The sequence below is a fragment of the Pseudarthrobacter sp. C1 genome (assembly GCF_034720455.1).
Classification (GTDB): Bacteria; Actinomycetota; Actinomycetes; order Actinomycetales; family Micrococcaceae; genus Arthrobacter.
On the sequence record NZ_JAYESK010000002.1, the window covers coordinates 147,783 to 164,995 of the forward strand.

General features: G+C 65.8%; 15 protein-coding genes. 1 reads left to right on the top strand and 14 read right to left on the bottom strand.

The window, feature by feature from the left end; translation table 11 throughout:
- Window positions 1-64: 64 nt before the first annotated feature.
- From atpB to U7114_RS03380, 4 genes are all read right to left on the bottom strand, one after another.
- Window positions 65-865 carry a F0F1 ATP synthase subunit A gene (gene atpB / locus U7114_RS03365; protein ID WP_157241830.1) on the bottom strand — a complete coding sequence of 267 codons (801 nt, stop codon included), beginning with the start codon at window positions 863-865 and terminating at the stop codon, window positions 65-67.
- An 81-nt stretch (window positions 866-946) separates the two neighbouring features.
- Window positions 947-1,285, bottom strand: coding sequence for an AtpZ/AtpI family protein (locus tag U7114_RS03370; RefSeq protein ID WP_323056688.1), 339 nt, complete (start codon window positions 1,283-1,285; stop codon window positions 947-949).
- Window positions 1,285-1,758: a hypothetical protein gene (locus tag U7114_RS03375; protein ID WP_157241829.1), complete on the bottom strand. Its 474-nt coding sequence runs from the start codon at window positions 1,756-1,758 to the stop codon at window positions 1,285-1,287. The genes U7114_RS03370 and U7114_RS03375 overlap by 1 nt, the downstream gene beginning before the upstream one ends.
- A gap of 109 nt (window positions 1,759-1,867) precedes the next feature.
- Entirely contained in the window at window positions 1,868-2,980 is a 1,113-nt protein-coding gene (locus U7114_RS03380) for an MraY family glycosyltransferase (RefSeq protein WP_157241828.1), read from the bottom strand.
- 336 nt (window positions 2,981-3,316) lie between these two features.
- Here U7114_RS03380 and U7114_RS03385 point away from each other — a divergent pair, with 336 nt between their 5' ends.
- On the top strand, window positions 3,317-4,213 hold the full coding sequence (locus tag U7114_RS03385) for a glycosyltransferase (protein WP_323056549.1): 897 nt from the start codon (window positions 3,317-3,319) through the stop codon (window positions 4,211-4,213).
- Window positions 4,214-4,223: 10 nt separating this feature from the next.
- Here the strand turns inward: U7114_RS03385 and U7114_RS03390 are convergent, their stop codons facing one another.
- From U7114_RS03390 to argS, 10 genes are all read right to left on the bottom strand, one after another.
- Window positions 4,224-4,997, bottom strand: coding sequence for a WecB/TagA/CpsF family glycosyltransferase (locus U7114_RS03390; protein WP_157241826.1), 774 nt, complete (start codon window positions 4,995-4,997; stop codon window positions 4,224-4,226).
- On the bottom strand, window positions 4,997-5,833 hold the full coding sequence (locus U7114_RS03395; protein WP_321213860.1) for an L-threonylcarbamoyladenylate synthase: 837 nt from the start codon (window positions 5,831-5,833) through the stop codon (window positions 4,997-4,999). Before U7114_RS03395 ends, U7114_RS03390 begins: the two co-directional genes overlap by 1 nt.
- 12 nt (window positions 5,834-5,845) lie before the next feature.
- Complete coding sequence (gene prmC / locus U7114_RS03400) at window positions 5,846-6,718, bottom strand: peptide chain release factor N(5)-glutamine methyltransferase (protein WP_323056550.1); 873 nt, start codon at window positions 6,716-6,718, stop codon at window positions 5,846-5,848.
- Window positions 6,719-6,739: 21 nt separating this feature from the next.
- On the bottom strand, window positions 6,740-7,813 hold the full coding sequence (prfA, locus tag U7114_RS03405) for a peptide chain release factor 1 (RefSeq protein WP_157241824.1): 1,074 nt from the start codon (window positions 7,811-7,813) through the stop codon (window positions 6,740-6,742).
- A gap of 304 nt (window positions 7,814-8,117) precedes the next feature.
- Complete coding sequence (gene rho / locus U7114_RS03410) at window positions 8,118-10,283, bottom strand: transcription termination factor Rho (protein WP_323056551.1); 2,166 nt, start codon at window positions 10,281-10,283, stop codon at window positions 8,118-8,120.
- A 296-nt stretch (window positions 10,284-10,579) separates the two neighbouring features.
- Complete coding sequence (gene thrB, locus U7114_RS03415) at window positions 10,580-11,566, bottom strand: homoserine kinase (RefSeq protein ID WP_323056552.1); 987 nt, start codon at window positions 11,564-11,566, stop codon at window positions 10,580-10,582.
- A gap of 2 nt (window positions 11,567-11,568) precedes the next feature.
- Window positions 11,569-12,675, bottom strand: coding sequence for a threonine synthase (thrC, locus tag U7114_RS03420; RefSeq protein WP_321213864.1), 1,107 nt, complete (start codon window positions 12,673-12,675; stop codon window positions 11,569-11,571).
- On the bottom strand, window positions 12,676-14,004 hold the full coding sequence (locus tag U7114_RS03425; RefSeq protein ID WP_157241822.1) for a homoserine dehydrogenase: 1,329 nt from the start codon (window positions 14,002-14,004) through the stop codon (window positions 12,676-12,678). It abuts the gene before it with no gap.
- Entirely contained in the window at window positions 14,005-15,480 is a 1,476-nt protein-coding gene (gene lysA, locus U7114_RS03430) for a diaminopimelate decarboxylase (protein WP_323056553.1), read from the bottom strand.
- A 4-nt stretch (window positions 15,481-15,484) separates the two neighbouring features.
- Window positions 15,485-17,149, bottom strand: coding sequence for an arginine--tRNA ligase (gene argS, locus U7114_RS03435; RefSeq protein WP_323056554.1), 1,665 nt, complete (start codon window positions 17,147-17,149; stop codon window positions 15,485-15,487).
- Between the last annotated feature and the right edge of the window lie 64 nt (window positions 17,150-17,213).

Sequence of the window (17,213 nt, forward strand, 5' to 3'; positions counted from 1 at the left end):
TTTGCTCTATCCCCGCGAGGGGAAGTCTTAGTGCCCGGCGGCGGGTTGCCGGCAGGGAGGGTGCCTAGTGGCTGTCGGCGTGAAGTGCGCCTTCGATGTAGATCGCAGTCAGCAGGGTAAAGACGTAGGCCTGCAGGACCATGATCAGGGCTTCAAGCATGTACATGGCGATCGCCCCGGCCAGGACCAGGAGCGAGGTTCCCTTGAGCAGGAGGTTCTCCTGCATGACGAGGAACTCGATGCCGTAGCCGGCGATCATCACGATGAGGTGGCCTGCGAGCATGGTGGCGAACAGACGGAGGCTGTGCGTAACAGGCCGGACCAGGAAGTTGGAGATGATCTCGATCGGGATGACGATCGGAAGGATGAACCACGGAACACCGGAGGGCACGGTGGCCAGCTTGAAGTAACGGAGTCCGTTCTTCCTGACGCCGATGGCGATCCAGGTGACGTAGACAATGCCGGCCAGCACGTAGGCGCCGCCCACGTGCGAGAACGTGGGGAGCTGGAAGAACGGGATGGCCCCGTAGATGTTGTTGACCAGGATGAAGAAGAAGAGGCTGAACAGCAGCGGGACGTACTTCATGAAGTCCCTGCCGCCGATGATGTCCTTGGCGATTCCGTTCCGGACGAAGCCGTAGGCGGCCTCGCCGGCGAACTGGAGCTTGCCGGGTACCAGCTGCTGCTTGCGTGCGGCAAGCACGAAGAAGACGGCGATAAAGACGACAGAGAGGAGGACCAGCAGCATCTGCTTGGAGAATCCTTCTGCGGCACCCCACGGCAGGATTGCCGGCAAATGCATTTCGTTAATACCAGGAGGAGTAAACTCTCCTGAATCTTGGGCCGGGAGCGCAAGCGCGATCAACGCGTTTCCTCTCTGCAGTGTCCATCATTGGGCGTTGGGCGGGGACCGGCAGCCGGAAGGCCTGCTGTTCCCCCTGTGAAATTATTTGGCATTAGTGTCGCCGTCCTGGGACGGCCCGCTGGAAGCACGGCGCTCCCCAGCATTGTTTCGAGAACTGGTAAGGCCATGCATGTGGGAAAGGTAGAAACCTCCGACGGCTCCAAGCAGGGCGCCTGCGAGCACGATCCAGCGCGTTCCCCACACGTAATCCAGTCCCCACCCTATCAAACTCCAGACGATGATTCCGCCAATGATGTAGCTGAATACGGCCATGCCGGCGTTGTATGCGCCGCTGGTTCCGTCGCTCGATACACCGGGGGCAGAACCGCTCGATCCGCTGTTCCCGTTGCGGCCTTTGTTGGGCTTCTTCGGATCACGCATCATGGTTTTCCTTGTTCCGGCTCGTTGTAGATCTGCAGGCGCGCCTTGCTGAAACCGTAGATTTCAGCAGCCTGCCACAGGACGACTGCGGTCACCGCTCCGGCCACAAACCAGCGCCCTTGCAGCCACTGCGGAGCCCCTACGACGAACAGCACGACGGCGAAGCCGACCACCTTGACGAAGTAGGTTGCCACGAACATGCCGATGGCGCCCGAAGGGTTGCCGCGGCCCACGAAATGTCCCACCAGGAGGCTGATTCCGAAGAACAGCATGACCAGCAGCCCACCCGCGGTACTGGACAGGGCGGCGTTCACGCCCTGCAGAAGCACGGCTGCGGCCGCGCAGAGGAGCAGGCCGGCGGCAGAGGCAATCGAGCTCAGCTTGAGGAGGTGCAGCCAGAGCGACGGAGTGGGGCCGGATGCGCCAACACTTCCGTTGCCGGACGGAGGTCCGGACTCGGCGTTGGAGGTCATTCGATCCCAATCGTCGGCACCAACAGGCGGTTCGCCGGCAGGCAGGTTTGGAGGGGCAGCTTTGGCTGCCCCTAAATTCTACACGAGATAGAAATAATTGGCATCGAGGTTACGCCCGCGTCTCTTCGCCGCGCCGGGCAAGGTACGGCCAGGCGGTGACGAGGCCCATGACAAGGGTGGCGAAGAGGTCCACGGCGAGCACCACCTGCCACGGGAAGATGGCGAAGGCCAGTCCGCCGAAGGAGAGGATGCCGGTCCAGAGGTACATCAGGATCACCGCGGTGCGGTGCGAGTAGCCGATGTCCAGCAACTTGTGGTGCAGGTGGCCCTTGTCCGCGGACCAGGGCGAGCGGCCGCGGGCGGTGCGCCGCACCACGGCCAGGCCCAGGTCCAGCAGCGGCAGGAAGAGGACGGCGAACGGAAGCAGGATGGGAATCACGGTGGAGATACCGTTGGCCCTGTCATACAGCCCCGACGTGATCTGTCCGGTGGACACGACGCCGGCAGAAGCCATCAGCAGCCCGATCAGCATCGCACCGGAATCGCCCATGAAGATTTTGGACGGAAACCAGTTGTGCGGGAGGAAGCCCAGGCAACTGCCCACCAGGACGGCGGTGATCAGGGTGGCGAGGTCCGAATAGTCCAGCAGCACGGCGTTGCGGTGCACCCAGTATGCGGTGAAGAAAAACGCGGTCCCGCCGATGATGGCCACACCCGCGGCGAGGCCATCCAGGCCATCGATGAAGTTGAAGGCGTTCATCGTGGTGACGATCAGCCCCGCGGTCAAGAGCACCCGTACCGTCTCGTTTTCGAGGTAGATCGCTTCCGGCACCCAGGGGACGATGGTCATCTGGACTCCCCAGATGGCCACCGTAAGGCCCGCGGCGCTTTGCCCGATGAGTTTCACCCACCAGCGGATGTCCAGCAGGTCGTCCGCCACGCCCACCAGGACGATGACGGCAGCACCGGCAAGGACGCCCCAGGGGGAGAAGTTATTGCGGTAGATGTCCTTGACGAAGAATGACTGGCTGGCAACAATCAGCGCAACCATCACTCCGAGGAAAATCGCCACGCCGCCCAGCCGCGACACCGGGATCGAATGCATGTCGCGGCTGCGGATGGGCAGGTGCAGTTCCAGCCGGTGGCCGACGACCCGCGCTGCCCAGGTGGCCGCGTAGGACACGATGGCAGCCGTCAGCCCCATCAGCAGGTACATGATCATGGGGCGGGGGCCGTTTCAGGGGGGAGGCTGAAGCAGGGCAACCGTGCCGGCAGCTGGTCCTTGGTCGAGGGGCTCACTGGCCGGGAATCTGTTCTTCGATAAATGAAACTTCTCCGTCGCCGAGCGCGCAGCAGGCAGTACGCATTTCCGTATGCGCAGTGCCATACAAAACGCAGTGCCTTACAGAACGCAGTGTCTTACAAAACGCAGTGCCTTACAGGGCTGTATTACAGTGGACTCTAGTCAAAGATACTAGCGCCAACAGCATCATGGCTTCGCGCCACACGGCGCAGTGCGAGCGGGGAAATCCCTGTCAGCCATGCTGAAAGGACCCCAATGACCCCCCGCATAGCCGTCGCTGCCGTGACCTTCGACCGGCCCAATGAACTGGCTGTCCTGCTGGATGCGATCAACGCGCAGAGCGCACCCGTGGAGACGATCTGCCTGGTGGACAGCGGCACGGCCCCGGCCGCGGACGTCGCCGCCAAGCACCCGAATGTCGACTACGTCCGCTCGGAAGCAAACCTCGGTGGAGCAGGCGGATTCGCCCTGGCGGCGCTGAAGGCCGTGGCCAGCGGTGCCACATGGATCTGGATGATGGACGACGACGCCGAGCCGGCTGATCCGGAATGCCTTGCAACGCTGGTGCGTGAGGCTGAGGCACGGGACCTGGAAGCGGTGGTTCCGCTGGTGACGGCGCCGGGCCAGCCCGACCGGCTTTCCTTTTTCTTCCGCCTGGACGGCAAGGTCACGCACAGCCGCGCCGAGGTGGAAAAGCTGGGCTTCCTGCCCAACGACGGCCACTTCTTCAACGGGGCGCTGATCCGTTCCGACGTCTTCTTCAAAGTGGGCCTGCCCGACATGCGGCTCTTTATCCGCGGCGACGAGGTTGACTTCACCATCCGTCTTCGCAAGGCGGGGATCAGGTTCGGCACAGTGACCACTACCGCCATCACCCACCCGCACGCGTTTTCGGAGACCCAGCATGTATTCGGCGCCGGCTGGCACGTCATTGTTCCGGAATCGGCCTTCAAGCGGTACTACTACTACCGGAACCGCGGCTATCTGATCCGCCGGTACTTCCGCGTCAGGTCCTTCGTTGCGGATGTGGGCGGCTATCTGGGCTACTTCCTGCAGCACCGGGACCTTCCCGGCTTCCTGGGCTGGGCCAGGTCCTTCACCACCGGCCTCCGGGGCAAGGGGTTCGCGCCGCTGGAAGACCAGAAGTTCTAGGCTGCGGTTCCTAGCTCCTGCGCGCCAGCCCCTGGCGCTTCAGCCCGCGGGCGGCCAGGAGCCACAGCAGCACCCAGGGCTCGCCAAGCACGCGGTACGCCACGCGGCGGGGATGAAGCAGCAGGCGCCACGCCCACTCCAGTCCCAGCCTGCCCAGCCACCGGGGGGCGAGCTTCTGGAAGCCGGCAAGCTGTTCGATCGCTCCGCCTACGGCGCAGTAGACCGCGGGCGGCATCTCGCCAAGGCGCCGCTGCAGGACTTTTTCCTGCAGGGGCATGCCAAGTCCGATCAGGACCAGCTGCGGCTGCTGCCGGTGGAGCCAGGCCACAGCTTCATCCTCAAGCCCGTCATCCCAGCCCTCCCCCGGAAAGCCTGCAACCTTTGCGCCGGGGACGATTGACTGCAGCTTCCTGACGGCGCCGGCGTTGGCCTCCGCACCGGCGCCAAGCACGGCAATCCGCTCCAGTCCCCGCACCTGGTCCAGCGCCGGAAGCCAGTCGGTCGAGCCCAGCCTGTAGTCCATGACGGGGCCTTCAGCCTTGCCTGTCCTCCCCCACAGCCAGAGCACGGGAGCCCCGTCCAGCAGGACCACGTCGCTCCGCTGGTAGAGGTCGCGGAAGCCCTCATCCGAGAGGGTCAGCGTGACGCTGTGGAGGTTATGGCCCAGCACCGTCCGGGTGGAGCCTTCCTGGACGTAGCGGCTGAGTTCCGCCACCAGTTCCGGAACGCGCAGCGGGGTTGCTTCAACATCCAGCACCGGGACCTGCTGGCGGTCCAGTGCCATCAAGATTCAGTGTCCCGCGCCGGCGCCGGGGTTGCGGGAGCGGGGGGTTCGACGGCGGAGGACCCTGCCGGGGGCTGGACCGACGCGGCGGCCTGCTCCTCCGCCACGGGAGCCGCAACCGCAGGCGACGCGTCAGCGGGTCCTGCATCCACCGGTTCCTCTTCAGCCATGGGGATCTCCCCCAGGCCCAGAACACCCGGAACGTGCTCCCGGAGCTGGTCAAGGCTTACGGCACCGTTGCGGACCACGCGCAGGTGCGGCCCCGTGGCGTCAACAATGGTGGAGGGCACGGCGTCCTGGCCTTCCTGCGGCCGGAAGCCTCCTTCCAGGTAGACCTCCACGGAATCGGCAAGCTGCTCGCGCGCGGCGGCGGCCGTCTGACCGGGCACGTGGCCCGTCCGGTTCGCAGAGGATACGGCGAGCGGCCCGGTGAGGGTCAGCAGTTCCTGGGCGATCTCGTCGTCAGGCATGCGCAGTGCCACCGTCCCCTTGGTCTCACCCAGATCCCAGTCGAGGGACGGCTGGGCGTGCAGGATCAGGGTCAGGCCGCCCGGCCAGAACGCCTCCGCAAGCTTGCGGGCGTCCGGGGACACATCCGTAGCCAGTCCATCAAGTGCATTGATCCGCGGGATCAGCACGGGCGGTGGCATGGTGCGGCTGCGTCCCTTGGATACCAGCAGCATGGTCACGGCCTGGGGCGAAAAGGCGTCGGCGGCAATGCCGTAAACAGTGTCCGTGGGAAAGACCACGCACTTCTTCTCGCTGATGGCCCGCTGGGCGTGCTCCAGCCCCTTGGCGCGCTCGTCGTCACTGGTGCAGTCGTAGGTAGTGGTCACTCGCCTATTCTTTCATTCCCTGTAGTCCGGATCCGCGAGCAGGGCGCTGGTGGCGCGTTCCTTGCCGTTGAGGTCCAGATGCGTCCTGATTCCGGTCCAGTTCCCTGCCCTGGCCAGCATGGCCGAGATCCAGCCCGCCTGGACTTCCGCGTGTTCCATCACGAAGTAGCCGCCGGGCCGCAGGAGGCGGGCCGCGGAGGCAGCGGCCGCCGTCGGAAGTTCCATCCCGTCCGCTCCCCCGCCGTACAGCGCTTCGGGCGGATCGTGGAGGGCGACTTCGGGTTCGTTGGGGATGGCTTCGGCGGGGATGTAGGGCGGGTTGGACACCACCACGTCGAAAGTTCCGTTGAGCTCCGGCAGCGCGTCCCGCAGGTCCCCCTGGACGAGGTTGACGCCCAGGGGCGCCAGGTTCCTTGCAGCCCAGGCGTGGGCGAGGGGGCTGAACTCCACCGCGTGGACTTCGGCGCCGGGCACCTCGTGGGCGATGGAGCCGGCGATGGCGCCGGATCCGGTACCAAGGTCCACAATGCGCGGGTGCGGCACGCCGATGACGTGGTCGATCACCAACTGCACCACGGACTCGGTCTCCGGGCGGGGAATGAAGACCCCCGGCCCCACGGCCAGTTCGAGGTAGCGGAAATGCGCCACACCGGTGATATGCTGCAGCGGCGTCCTGCCGGCACGCTCCGCCACGAGGGCCGCATAGCCTTCCGGCGCTGGAGTATCGCCAAGCATCATGGCGCGGAGGCGGCCGAGCCCGACACTCAGGAGGTGGTCGGCGAGCAGTTCGGCGTCCACGCGGGGGCTGGGCACGCCGGCGTCCCGGAGGATGGCTGTTGCCTCGGCGACGGCATCCGCAAGCGACTGGCCTGGCTCAAGTGTCATGTCTGGGATGTGCCGGAAGGACTAATCGCCGATGGCGTCCAGGCGAGCCTGTTCGTCCATCTCAATTGCGGACTGGATGACGGGTTCCAGGTCGCCGTTCATCACCTGGTCCAGGTTGTATGCCTTGTAGCCGGTGCGGTGGTCCGCGATGCGGTTTTCCGGGTAGTTGTACGTGCGGATGCGCTCCGAGCGGTCCATGGTGCGGATCTGCGACTTCCGCTGGGCCGAGTTCTCGGCGTCGATCTGCTCCTGCTGGTGAGCCAGGATGCGTGCCCGCAGCACGCGCATGCCGGCTTCACGGTTCTGCAGCTGCGACTTCTCGTTCTGCATGGCCACCACGATTCCGGTGGGAAGGTGGGTAATGCGCACGGCAGAGTCCGTGGTGTTGACCGACTGGCCGCCCGGGCCGGAAGACCGGTAGACATCGATCTTGAGGTCGTTCTGGTTGATCTCAAGCTCTTCGGGCTCGTCCACCTCGGGGAGGACCAGCACGCCGGCCGCCGAGGTGTGGATGCGGCCCTGGGATTCGGTGACGGGAACGCGCTGGACGCGGTGTACGCCGCCCTCGAACTTCAGGCGGGCGTAAACGCCCTCGGCAGGATCGTTCGAGTTGCCCTTCACGGCCACCTGGACGTCCTTGTAGCCGCCAAGGTCGGATTCCGTGGCGGAAATGATTTCGGTTTTCCAGCCGCGCGATTCCGCGTACCGGGTGTACATGCGCAGCAGGTCGCCGGCAAAGAGCGCAGCCTCGTCGCCGCCCTCACCGCCCTTGACTTCAAGGATGACGTTGCGGGCGTCGTCAGGATCCCGCGGAATGAGCAGCCGCCGCAGCTTGGCCGCGGCAGTTTCCAGCGCGGCCTCAAGCTCGGGAACCTCGGCAGCAAATTCAGGGTCCTCGGCCGCCATCTCCTTGGCAGCAGCAAGGTCATCCCGGATGGCCTCCCACTTGTGGTAGGCCTCAACAATGCCATTAAGCTGAGCCGACCGCCGCCCCAGCTTCCGGGCAAGCCGCTGGTCAGCATAAACAGCAGGATCCCCCAGCTGCGCCTGGATGGAGTCATGCTCATCAAGCAGGCCCTGTACGGACTCAAACATTTAAAACCTCTTTCGACTTGTACAAGTCTAGTTACTGCAACGCGGGGTCAGTTAACGCCCAATCCAGGGCTCCCGGAGGGCCAAAAGTGACCCCGCGTCGCGTCTCTTGGTGCGGAACCGTTAACGACGAACCGCTCAAAATATGCCGGCCAGGGAGCAGTCGATGACTCCCAACCTTCGCAAGCTCAGGTCGGGGCCCTCGTCATCTCCCTTACGGGCCTGCCGGAGCCGGGTGGCTTGGGATCGTAGATCGCAAGCCACCCGGCGTAGGGGCGGGGCCGGCATATTTTGAGCGGTGACTCAGCTACTTGTCGTTATCCGACTTCGCACCAAGCGTCGTCTTCTGGACCTGCATGAGGAACTCAACGTTGCTCTGGGTTTCCCGGATCTTGTTGGTCAGCAGTTCAAGGCTCTGCTGGGTCTCGAGTCCGGAGAGGACGCGGCGCAGCTTCCACATGATCTTGACTTCCTCGGGCGAGAGCAGGTTCTCTTCACGGCGGGTGCCGGACGCGTTGACGTCCACGGCCGGGAAGATGCGCTTGTCAGCCAGCTGGCGGGACAGGCGGAGCTCCATGTTGCCGGTGCCCTTGAACTCTTCGAAGATGACCTCGTCCATCTTGGAACCGGTCTCTACGAGCGCGGTGGCCAGGATGGTGAGCGAGCCGCCGTTTTCGATATTGCGGGCTGCACCGAAGAAACGCTTGGGCGGGTACAGTGCCGCGGAGTCGACACCACCGGACAGGATGCGGCCCGAGGCCGGTGCCGCCAGGTTGTAGGCACGGCCCAGGCGGGTCATGGAGTCCAGGAGGACCACAACGTCCATGCCCATTTCCACGAGGCGCTTGGCGCGTTCGATGGAAAGTTCGGCCACGGTGGTGTGGTCGTCGGCAGGACGGTCGAAGGTGGAGGCAATGACCTCGCCCTTGACGGTGCGCTGCATGTCCGTGACTTCTTCGGGGCGTTCGTCAACCAGCACCATCATGAGGTGGACCTCAGGGTTGTTGGTGGTGATCGCGTTGGCGATGGACTGCAGGATGAGCGTCTTTCCGGCCTTCGGCGGCGAGACGATCAGGCCACGCTGGCCCTTGCCGATCGGCGCCACGAGGTCGATGACACGGGGGCCGATCTTCTTGGGATCGGTCTCCAGGCGCAGGCGCTCGGACGGGTAGAGCGGAACCAGCTTGGCGAACTCGACGCGGTCCTTGAGCTCTTCCGGCGTCTTGCCATTGACGGAAGTGACGCGGACCAGGGCGTTGAACTTCTGGCGGGCGGACTGCTGGCTGCGGTCTTCGCCATCGCGGGGCGCCCGGATGGCGCCGACGACGGCGTCACCCTTGCGGAGGTTGTACTTCTTGACCTGGGCCAGGGAGACGTAGACGTCGTTAGGGCCCGGCAGGTAACCGGAGGTACGGATGAACGCGTAGTTCTCCAGGACGTCCAAAATGCCGGCTACCGGCAGGAGGACATCGTCCTCGGTGACCTCAACGTCGTCGACATCCGGACCCTGGGCGCGGCCGCGGCGGCGGTCATTGCGGTCGCGGAAGCGGTCATTGCGGGAGTTGTCGCGGTCCTGGCCGCCCGAGCGGTCATTGCGATCGTTCCGGTCGCGCCGGTTACGGCGGTTGCGGCGGCTGCCGCCGTCGGAGTCGTCACTGTCGCGGCTGTCCTCGCGGCGGGACCCTTCGCGCTGGCCGGCCTCGCGGCTGCCTGCGTTGTCACGGCCGCTCTCGGTGCCTTCACGCGGGCCGCCGTCGCGGCCGCGGGTGCGGCCGCCTTCACGGCGGTCGGTGCGCTGGCCTGCATCGCCCTCAGCCGGAGCTTCGGTGCGCTGTTCTGACGTCCGCAGTTCTGAGGTGCGCTGTTCCGCGGCCTGTGCTGCGGGGCGCTGTTCGACGTCGGCCTGCACGGCAGGAGCCTCGGCGGCCTCCGCACCCTGGGGTGCTGCGGCGGCAGCTTCGCCGCGGCGGCGGTTACGGGTACGCGGCTGGCGGCGCTCGGTGGCGCCTTCAGTTGCTTCGGGAGCCTCCGCAGGCGCTTCCACCGGCGCGGCGGGGCCCGTTTCGGCAGCAGCGGGCTCAGCGGCGGCCGGTGCCACCACTCCGTCGCTCACTGCGCGGCGGCTGCGGCCACGGCGGGCGCGGGTGCCTTCAGCGGGCGCTTCCGGAGTCTCAGCCGGAGCGGCGGCAGCCGGGGCGGAGACGGCCGGGGCGGCAATGCTCTCGGCCCGCTTCTCGGTTGCCTTGGCAGGAGCCTTGGTCAACGGGGTGCCGGCGCGATGGGCGGAAATGGCTGAGACCAGGTCCCCCTTGCGCATCCGGGAACCGCCGGAAATACCGAGCTGGCTGGCAAGTGCCTGCAGCTGGGCGAGCTTAAGGCCTGCGAGGCCACTGCTCTTGGCGGGTGCGGCCGGCGATTCGGCAGCAGAAGATGATAGTTCCACAGCTGGCGACAGCTCAGTGGTTTCGGTCACGAAGGATCCTTCCCCCTCGACGGCGTCCAGACGAGGAGCTGGACGCGATGATTTGATCTGGGCTGCAGTTCAGATCTGCAGCCGGATTGTTCGGCCTTGCCGGTTGGAGATCGGCCAGCAGGGCCGGATACTGATTCACCTTCCACTCCGCCCGTGGCGGAGGGATGGGCTGACGCATCAGGGGCAGCTTTATAGCTACAGATTCCTGCGACAGACCAAGCAGGCGGCACCGGAATAGATTGCGCAGTAGGAGATCAAATCGCAAATGAATGCTGGAGGAGATCAGATAGGCGGAATTACCGCCGGTGCATCTCCACCTTAGCACCTTCAACGTCCACTGCCAGCTTCAGCACCCGCCATGCCATATCCGGCGTGTTGGCTGCGATGAAGTCCTCGATGAAAGCCACAACGGCGGCAGCCTCAGCCTCGCCGTCAGCCAGGACCAGCACGGTGGGCCCGGCGCCCGAAACGACGGCGGCATATCCCGCCGTGCGCAGCGCCCCGATCAGCGCTGCGGACGGGCGCATTGCCTCCGCCCGGTAGCTCTGGTGCAGGTAGTCCTCGGTGCCGGCCAGCAGGAATTCTGGTTTGGCCGTCAGTGCGTGGATCAGCAGCGCGGCGCGGCCGGCGTTCATTGCGGCCGCGTGGTGGCCCACCGAGGCCGGCAAGAGGGCCCGCGCCGCCTCCGTGGAAAGTTCGAAGTCAGGCACCGCCACAACGGGGATGACCGATTCCGACACCGTTGCCCGCGTGCTGCTGTACTGGTCATTGTTCTGCCAGGACAGTGCCAGTCCGCCGAAAATGGCGGGTGCGACGTTGTCCGGGTGCCCCTCCATCTCGGACGTGAGCTGGAGGATCCAGTCCTTCCCGCGGCGGGCAGCCTCAGGAACCAGGGCATTGGCTGCGGTCACGGCAGCTACCACTGCCGACGCCGAGGACCCGAGCCCCCGCCCGTGCGGGTTGACGTTGTCCGCCGTGATCCGAAGCCCCTCGTGCCGGAAGCCCAGGCGGTGCAGGGCCTCCGTGAGGGCCCTGACCACCAGGTGGGTGGCATCGCGGGGAAGTGTTTCAGCCCCCTCGCCGCTGAGGTCGAAGTGCAGCTCGCCACTGCCCAGGGTTTCCACCGTCAGGGTGTCGTGCAGCGACAGGGCGAGCCCCAGGCTGTCGTACCCGGGGCCCAGGTTCGCGCTGGTGGCGGGCACGCGAACGGTCACCAGCTGGCCGGCCGGGACTGCCGGCGCAGCTGCTGCGGACTCGGCAGGCACAGTGAGGGTGGTTTCCACGGTTATTTGTCTTCCAGTCCCAGTTCGGCTGCAACCGTGACGACGTCGTTGGGTACCTTGACCGGCTGCACATCGCTGCCGTCCTCGGTGCGCAGGGCCCACTGGGGGTCCTTGAGGCCGTGGCCCGTAACGGTGATGACGATCGTCTTGCCCGACGGGACTTCACCGGCGGCGTGCTTTTTCAGCAGCCCGGCCACGCCTGCGGCGGATCCGGGCTCCACGAAAACGCCCTCGCGTGCGGACAGCCAGCGGTGCGCATTCAGGATTTCCTCATCCGTGACTGCGTCAATCAGTCCGCCGGACTCGTCACGGGCGCCAATGGCGCCGTCCCAGGAGGCGGGGTTGCCGATCCGGATGGCCGTGGCAATGGTGTCCGGTTCGGTGATGGGGTGGCCGGCGACGAAGGGGGCCGCGCCAGCCGCCTGGAAACCCCACATGGCCGGGGTCTTGGTGGAGACGGCGGGAAGGGTGCCGGCCGTTTCGGACTCGAAGGGAGCGGAGTACTCCTTGTAGCCCTTCCAGTAAGCGGTGATGTTTCCGGCGTTGCCGACCGGCAGGACGTGGATGTCCGGAGCGTCGCCCAGCGCGTCGACGATTTCGAAGGCACCGGTCTTTTGGCCCTGGATGCGGGCCGGGTTGACTGAGTTCACCAGGAACACAGGGTAGGACTCCCCCAGCTTCCGGGCGATGTCCAGGCAGTTGTCGAAGTTGCCGTCCACCTGCAGCAGCGTGGCGCCGTGGGCGATGGCCTGGCTGAGCTTGCCCATGGAAATCTTGCCTTCCGGCACCAGGACAGCGCACTTCAGGCCGGCAGCGGTGGCGTAGGCGGCAGCAGAGGCGGAGGTGTTACCGGTGGAGGCACAGACTACAGCCTTTGCCCCGGAGGCGACGGCGGCGGTCATGGCCATGGTCATGCCGCGGTCCTTGAAGGAACCCGTGGGGTTCATGCCCTCAACCTTCAGGTACACCTCGGAACCGGTGAGCTCGGAAAGCTTCTGCGCGCGCACCAGCGGTGTGCCGCCTTCGCCAAGGGTGATGACCCTGGTGGATTCCGTCACGGGCAGACGGTCAGCGTATTCGCGGATGACGCCGCGCCATTGGTGAGCCACTTAGACTCCTTCTACCCGCAGAACGGATGTAACTGAATTGATGACGTCCAGGCCTTTCACGGCCTCGACGGTGGCCGCTAGGGCAGCCTCTGACGCGCGGTGGGTGACGATCCGCAGCTCGGCGGATTCCACGTTGGACTCCGCGTCACGGTGGATGGTCTGCCGCATGATCTCGATGGATACGCCGTGCTCGGCGAAGAGCTGGGCAATCCTGGCCAGCACGCCCGGCTGGTCGGCGACGTCGAGCCCGATGTAGTAGCTGGTAACGGCCGCGTCGATCGGCAGCGCCGAAACCTGGCCGGTGGTGGTTTCCGTCCGGCCGGGTCCGCCGAGGACCAGGCTGCGCGCGGCCGAGACCAGGTCGCCCAGGACAGCGGACGCAGTGGGGGTACCGCCGGCTCCCTGTCCGTAGAACATCAGTTCGCCGGCATTCTCGGCTTCGATGAAAACCGCGTTGAAGGCGCCGCGGACGGCGGCCAGCGGGTGCTCCCGGGGAAGCAGCGTGGGGTGCACGCGCACAGAGACGCCCTCGCCGCCGTCGGCATCCGTGCCTGCTGCGGGAAGCTTCTCCGCAATCGCCAGCAGCTTGATGACAAAGCCGGCGTCCTTGGCCGCTGCAATATCCGCCGCAGTGACCGAGGTGATCCCTTCGCAGTGGACGTTTTCCAAGGCAAACCGGGTGTGGAAGGAGAGCGAGGCAAGGATGGCGGCCTTGGCGGCGGCATCGTGGCCTTCGACGTCCGCAGTGGGGTCCGCCTCGGCGTAGCCAAGGCGCTGCGCTTCGGCGAGGGCATCGGCGAACTGGGCTCCGGTGCTGTCCATCTGGTCAAGGATGAAATTGGTGGTTCCGTTGACGATGCCCAGGACGCGCGTGATCCGATCGCCGGCGAGACTGTCGCGGATGGGACGCAGGATGGGGATGGCACCGGCGACGGCGGCCTCATAGGAGAGCTGGACGCCCGCCTTGTCAGCCTCCTCGTGCAGGGTGGGGCCGTCCTGCGCCACGAGCGCCTTGTTGCCCGTGACAACGCAGGCACCGTTGCGAAGGGCAGAAAGGATCAGCGTGCGGGCCGGCTCTATGCCGCCCATCAGCTCGATCACCAGGTCCGCGTCCTTGACCAGCGTCTCGGCGTCGGTGGTGAAGAGCTCCTGCGGCAGGTCCACGTCGCGGGGGGCATTGACGTTGCGCACGGCGATGCCGCTCAACTGCAGCTTCGCGCCCGTGCGGGCGGCAAGGGTGTCGGCGTCCTCAATGAGGATCCGCGCAACCTGGGCCCCAACGTTGCCGCAGCCCAGCAGGGCTACTTTCAGGGTTCGCAATTCCGTCATTCAGGCTCCCATGTCGCGGTTCAGCAGATCTTCTTCGGTTTCCCCGCGGACAATCAGCCGGGCAGATCCGTCGCGCACCGCGACAACGCCCGGCCGGGCCAGATAGTTGTAGTTGCTTGACAGGGCCCAGCAGTAGGCGCCGGTCCCCGGTACAGCAAGCAGATCACCGGCTGCCACGTCCTCGGGCAGATATACATCTCTAACAACTATGTCGCCGCTCTCGCAATGTTTGCCCACCACGCGGGACAGCTGCGGAGCCGCCGCGGACGCGCGGGAGGCCAGAATTGCGGAGTAATCGGCGTCGTAGAGCACGGGCCGGGCGTTGTCGCTCATGCCGCCGTCCACCGAAACATACCGGCGCGGATACGTAACGTTGTTGCCTCCGTCACTGGCTCCGGAGGGGGCCGGCGCGTCCACGCGCACGGTTTTGATCGTCCCCGCTTCGTAAAGGGTGAACGTGGTGCTGCCCACGATGGCGCGTCCGGGTTCGATGGAGATGCGGGGCGAGTCAATGCCCAGTGCTGCGCAGGTGGAACGGACGACGGCGGCCATCGCCTCCGCGATCTCGGCTGCGGGGCGGGGGGTGTCCACCGGGGTATAGGCGATGCCGTAGCCGCCGCCGAGGTCCAGCTCCGGAAGGACAATGGAGTACTTTTCCTGCATGGCGGCGAGGAAGCGAAGGAGCTTCTCGGCAGCCATCGCGAAGCCGTCCGGCTCGAAGATCTGGGATCCGATGTGGCAGTGCAGTCCCAGCAGTTCAATGCCCGGGTGCGCGGCAGCGGCTGCCACTGCTTCTTCGGCAGCGGACAGCCCGGCCTGTTCGGTGGTGTCCGCCGCCATGGAGAGGCCGAACTTCTGGTCCTCGTGGGCCGTGGCAATGAATTCGTGGGTATGCGCGTGGACCCCGGGCGTGAGCCGGAGCATGACCTTGGCTTTTTCCCCCCGCAGTTCAGCGATGGCGCCCACCCGGACCAGTTCGCTGAGGCTGTCCACCACAATCCGGCCCAGCTTCATGTCCAGCGCACGGTGGATCTCGCCGTCGGACTTGTTGTTGCCGTGCAGGGCCACGTCGGCGCCGGGAATCCCGGCCTTTGCCGCGACGGCCAGCTCGCCGCCGGACGCAGTGTCCAGCCGCAGCCCCTCCTCCTCGACCCACCGCACCACGGCGGTGCACAGGAATGATTTGCCGGCGTAGTAGACGTCCACTCCCCCGCAGACATCGGCGAACGCATTGTTGAAGGCGTCGCTGAAGGCGCGTGCCCTGGCACGGAAGTCGGTCTCGCTCATGACGAAGAGCGGGGTTCCATATTGCCGCTGGAGCTCGCTGACGGGAATGCCGTCGATGGTGAGTTCACCGGACTCGTTCCTGGCTGCATCCTGTGCCCACATCTTTGGCTCAAGGGCATTCAGGTCCGCAGGGACAGACAGCCAGCCCGGGGCTAGCGGAGAACCGGCAATGGGGTCCTGTGCAGTCATTGGATCACATCCGTTCCGGCGCGGAAACGCCAAGCAGGTCAAGGCCGTTGGCCAGTACCTGGCTCGTGGCGTCGTTGAGCCACAGCCGGGTGCGGTTGACATCCGTCACCGCTTCGTCGCCCATGGGCGCAATGCGGCAGGCGTCATACCAGCGGTGGTAGGCGCCGGCGATGACCTCGAGGTGGCGGGCCACACGGTGCGGCTCGCGCAGCTCGGCGGCCTTGGCCACGATCGAGGGGTAACTGCCCAAGTAGGAAAGCAGCTCGTTCTCGGTGGCGTGGTCCAGCAGCGAGGCGTCAAAGCTGTCCTTGCCGTCCACCTGGCGCTCCACTCCGGCCGCCACGGCGTTCCGGGCAGCACCGCGGGAGCGGGCGTGGGCGTACTGGACGTAGAACACCGGGTTTTCGTTGCTGTGCTTCTTCAGCAGCTCCGGGTCCAGGGTCAGGGGCGAATCTGCGGGGAAGCGTGCCAGCGAGTAGCGGACGGCGTCCTTCCCAAGCCAGTCGATCAGGTCCTTGAGCTCAATGATGTTTCCGGCGCGCTTGGACAGCTTCGCTCCGTTAACGGACACCAGCTGCCCGATCAGCACCTCGATGTGGACCTCGGGGTCGTCGCCGGCGCACGCGGCAATCGCCTTGAGCCGGTTGATGTAGCCGTGGTGGTCCGCGCCGAGGAGGTAGATCTTCTCGGTATAGCCGCGGTCCTTCTTGGACAGGTAGTAGGCGGCGTCGGCTGCGAAGTACGTCGGCTCGCCGTTGGCCCGGATCATCACCCGGTCCTTGTCGTCGCCAAAGTCCGTGGTCCGCAGCCAGACCGCGCCGCCGTCGTCGAACACGTGGCCCTGCTCGCGCAGGCGCGCCACTGCACTCTCGATCGCGCCGGCGTCGTGCAGCTCCTGCTCGGAGAAGAACACGTCGAACTCCACGCCGAAGTCCGCAAGGGTGGCCTTGATGTCCTTCATCTGCGCCTCGTAGGCAGCGGCGCGGATCACCGGAAGGGCCGCAACTTCAGTCAGTTCGCGGATGTCCGGGTGCTCCGTCAGCACCTCATGCCCAAGGTCCGCAATGTACTGTCCGGGGTAGCCGCCGTCGGGCACGGGGAGGCCGTGCAGCCGGTTGTAGACGGAGTGTGCGAAGACGTTCATCTGCGTGCCGGCGTCATTGATGTAATACTCAGCGGTCACATCCGCCCCGGACGCACGCAGCACGCGCGCGATCGAATCCCCCAACGCCGCCCAACGGGTGTGCCCGATATGCAGCGGACCGGTGGGATTGGCCGAGACAAACTCCATGTTCACCGTGTGGCCGGCGAGCGCGGAGTTGGTGCCGTACTGCTTTCCGGCTTCGACAATCACCTTGGCCAGGGCGCCGGCGGCAGCCGCATCCACGGTAATGTTCAGGAACCCCGGCCCCGCGATGTCCACGGCGGCAACGCCGTCGATGGACTTCAGCCGGGCACTGAGGATGGTGGCGAATTCACGCGGGCTGGTGCCGGCCTGCTTGGCAAGCTGCAGGGCAATGTTGGTGGCCCAGTCGCCGTGGTCCCGGTTCTTGGGTCGCTCCACGCGCACCTCATCAGGGACAGCTGATGCTGCAAGGGCGATGTCACCGGCGGCGACAGCATCCTTCAGGCAGGCGGATATGGCGAGGGAGAGTTCTTCGGGAGTCACCCTTCTAGACTACCGGGGGCCGGTCACAGCAAAGGAATCCAGGGCGCTTCCTGCACCCTGTCGA

Bases quoted from the DNA above. Each gene is read 5' to 3' on its own strand.
- U7114_RS03370 (WP_323056688.1), bottom strand. From the start codon at position 1,285: ATGCGTGATCCGAAGAAGCCCAACAAAGGCCGCAACGGGAACAGCGGA.
- U7114_RS03375 (WP_157241829.1), bottom strand. From the start codon at position 1,758: ATGACCTCCAACGCCGAGTCCGGACCTCCGTCCGGCAACGGAAGTGTT.
- U7114_RS03380 (WP_157241828.1), bottom strand. From the start codon at position 2,980: ATGATCATGTACCTGCTGATGGGGCTGACGGCTGCCATCGTGTCCTAC.
- U7114_RS03385 (WP_323056549.1), top strand. From the start codon at position 3,317: ATGACCCCCCGCATAGCCGTCGCTGCCGTGACCTTCGACCGGCCCAAT.
- U7114_RS03390 (WP_157241826.1), bottom strand. From the start codon at position 4,997: ATGGCACTGGACCGCCAGCAGGTCCCGGTGCTGGATGTTGAAGCAACC.
- prmC (WP_323056550.1), bottom strand. From the start codon at position 6,718: ATGACACTTGAGCCAGGCCAGTCGCTTGCGGATGCCGTCGCCGAGGCA.
- prfA (WP_157241824.1), bottom strand. From the start codon at position 7,813: ATGTTTGAGTCCGTACAGGGCCTGCTTGATGAGCATGACTCCATCCAG.
- U7114_RS03425 (WP_157241822.1), bottom strand. From the start codon at position 14,004: ATGACGGAATTGCGAACCCTGAAAGTAGCCCTGCTGGGCTGCGGCAAC.
- lysA (WP_323056553.1), bottom strand. From the start codon at position 15,480: ATGACTGCACAGGACCCCATTGCCGGTTCTCCGCTAGCCCCGGGCTGG.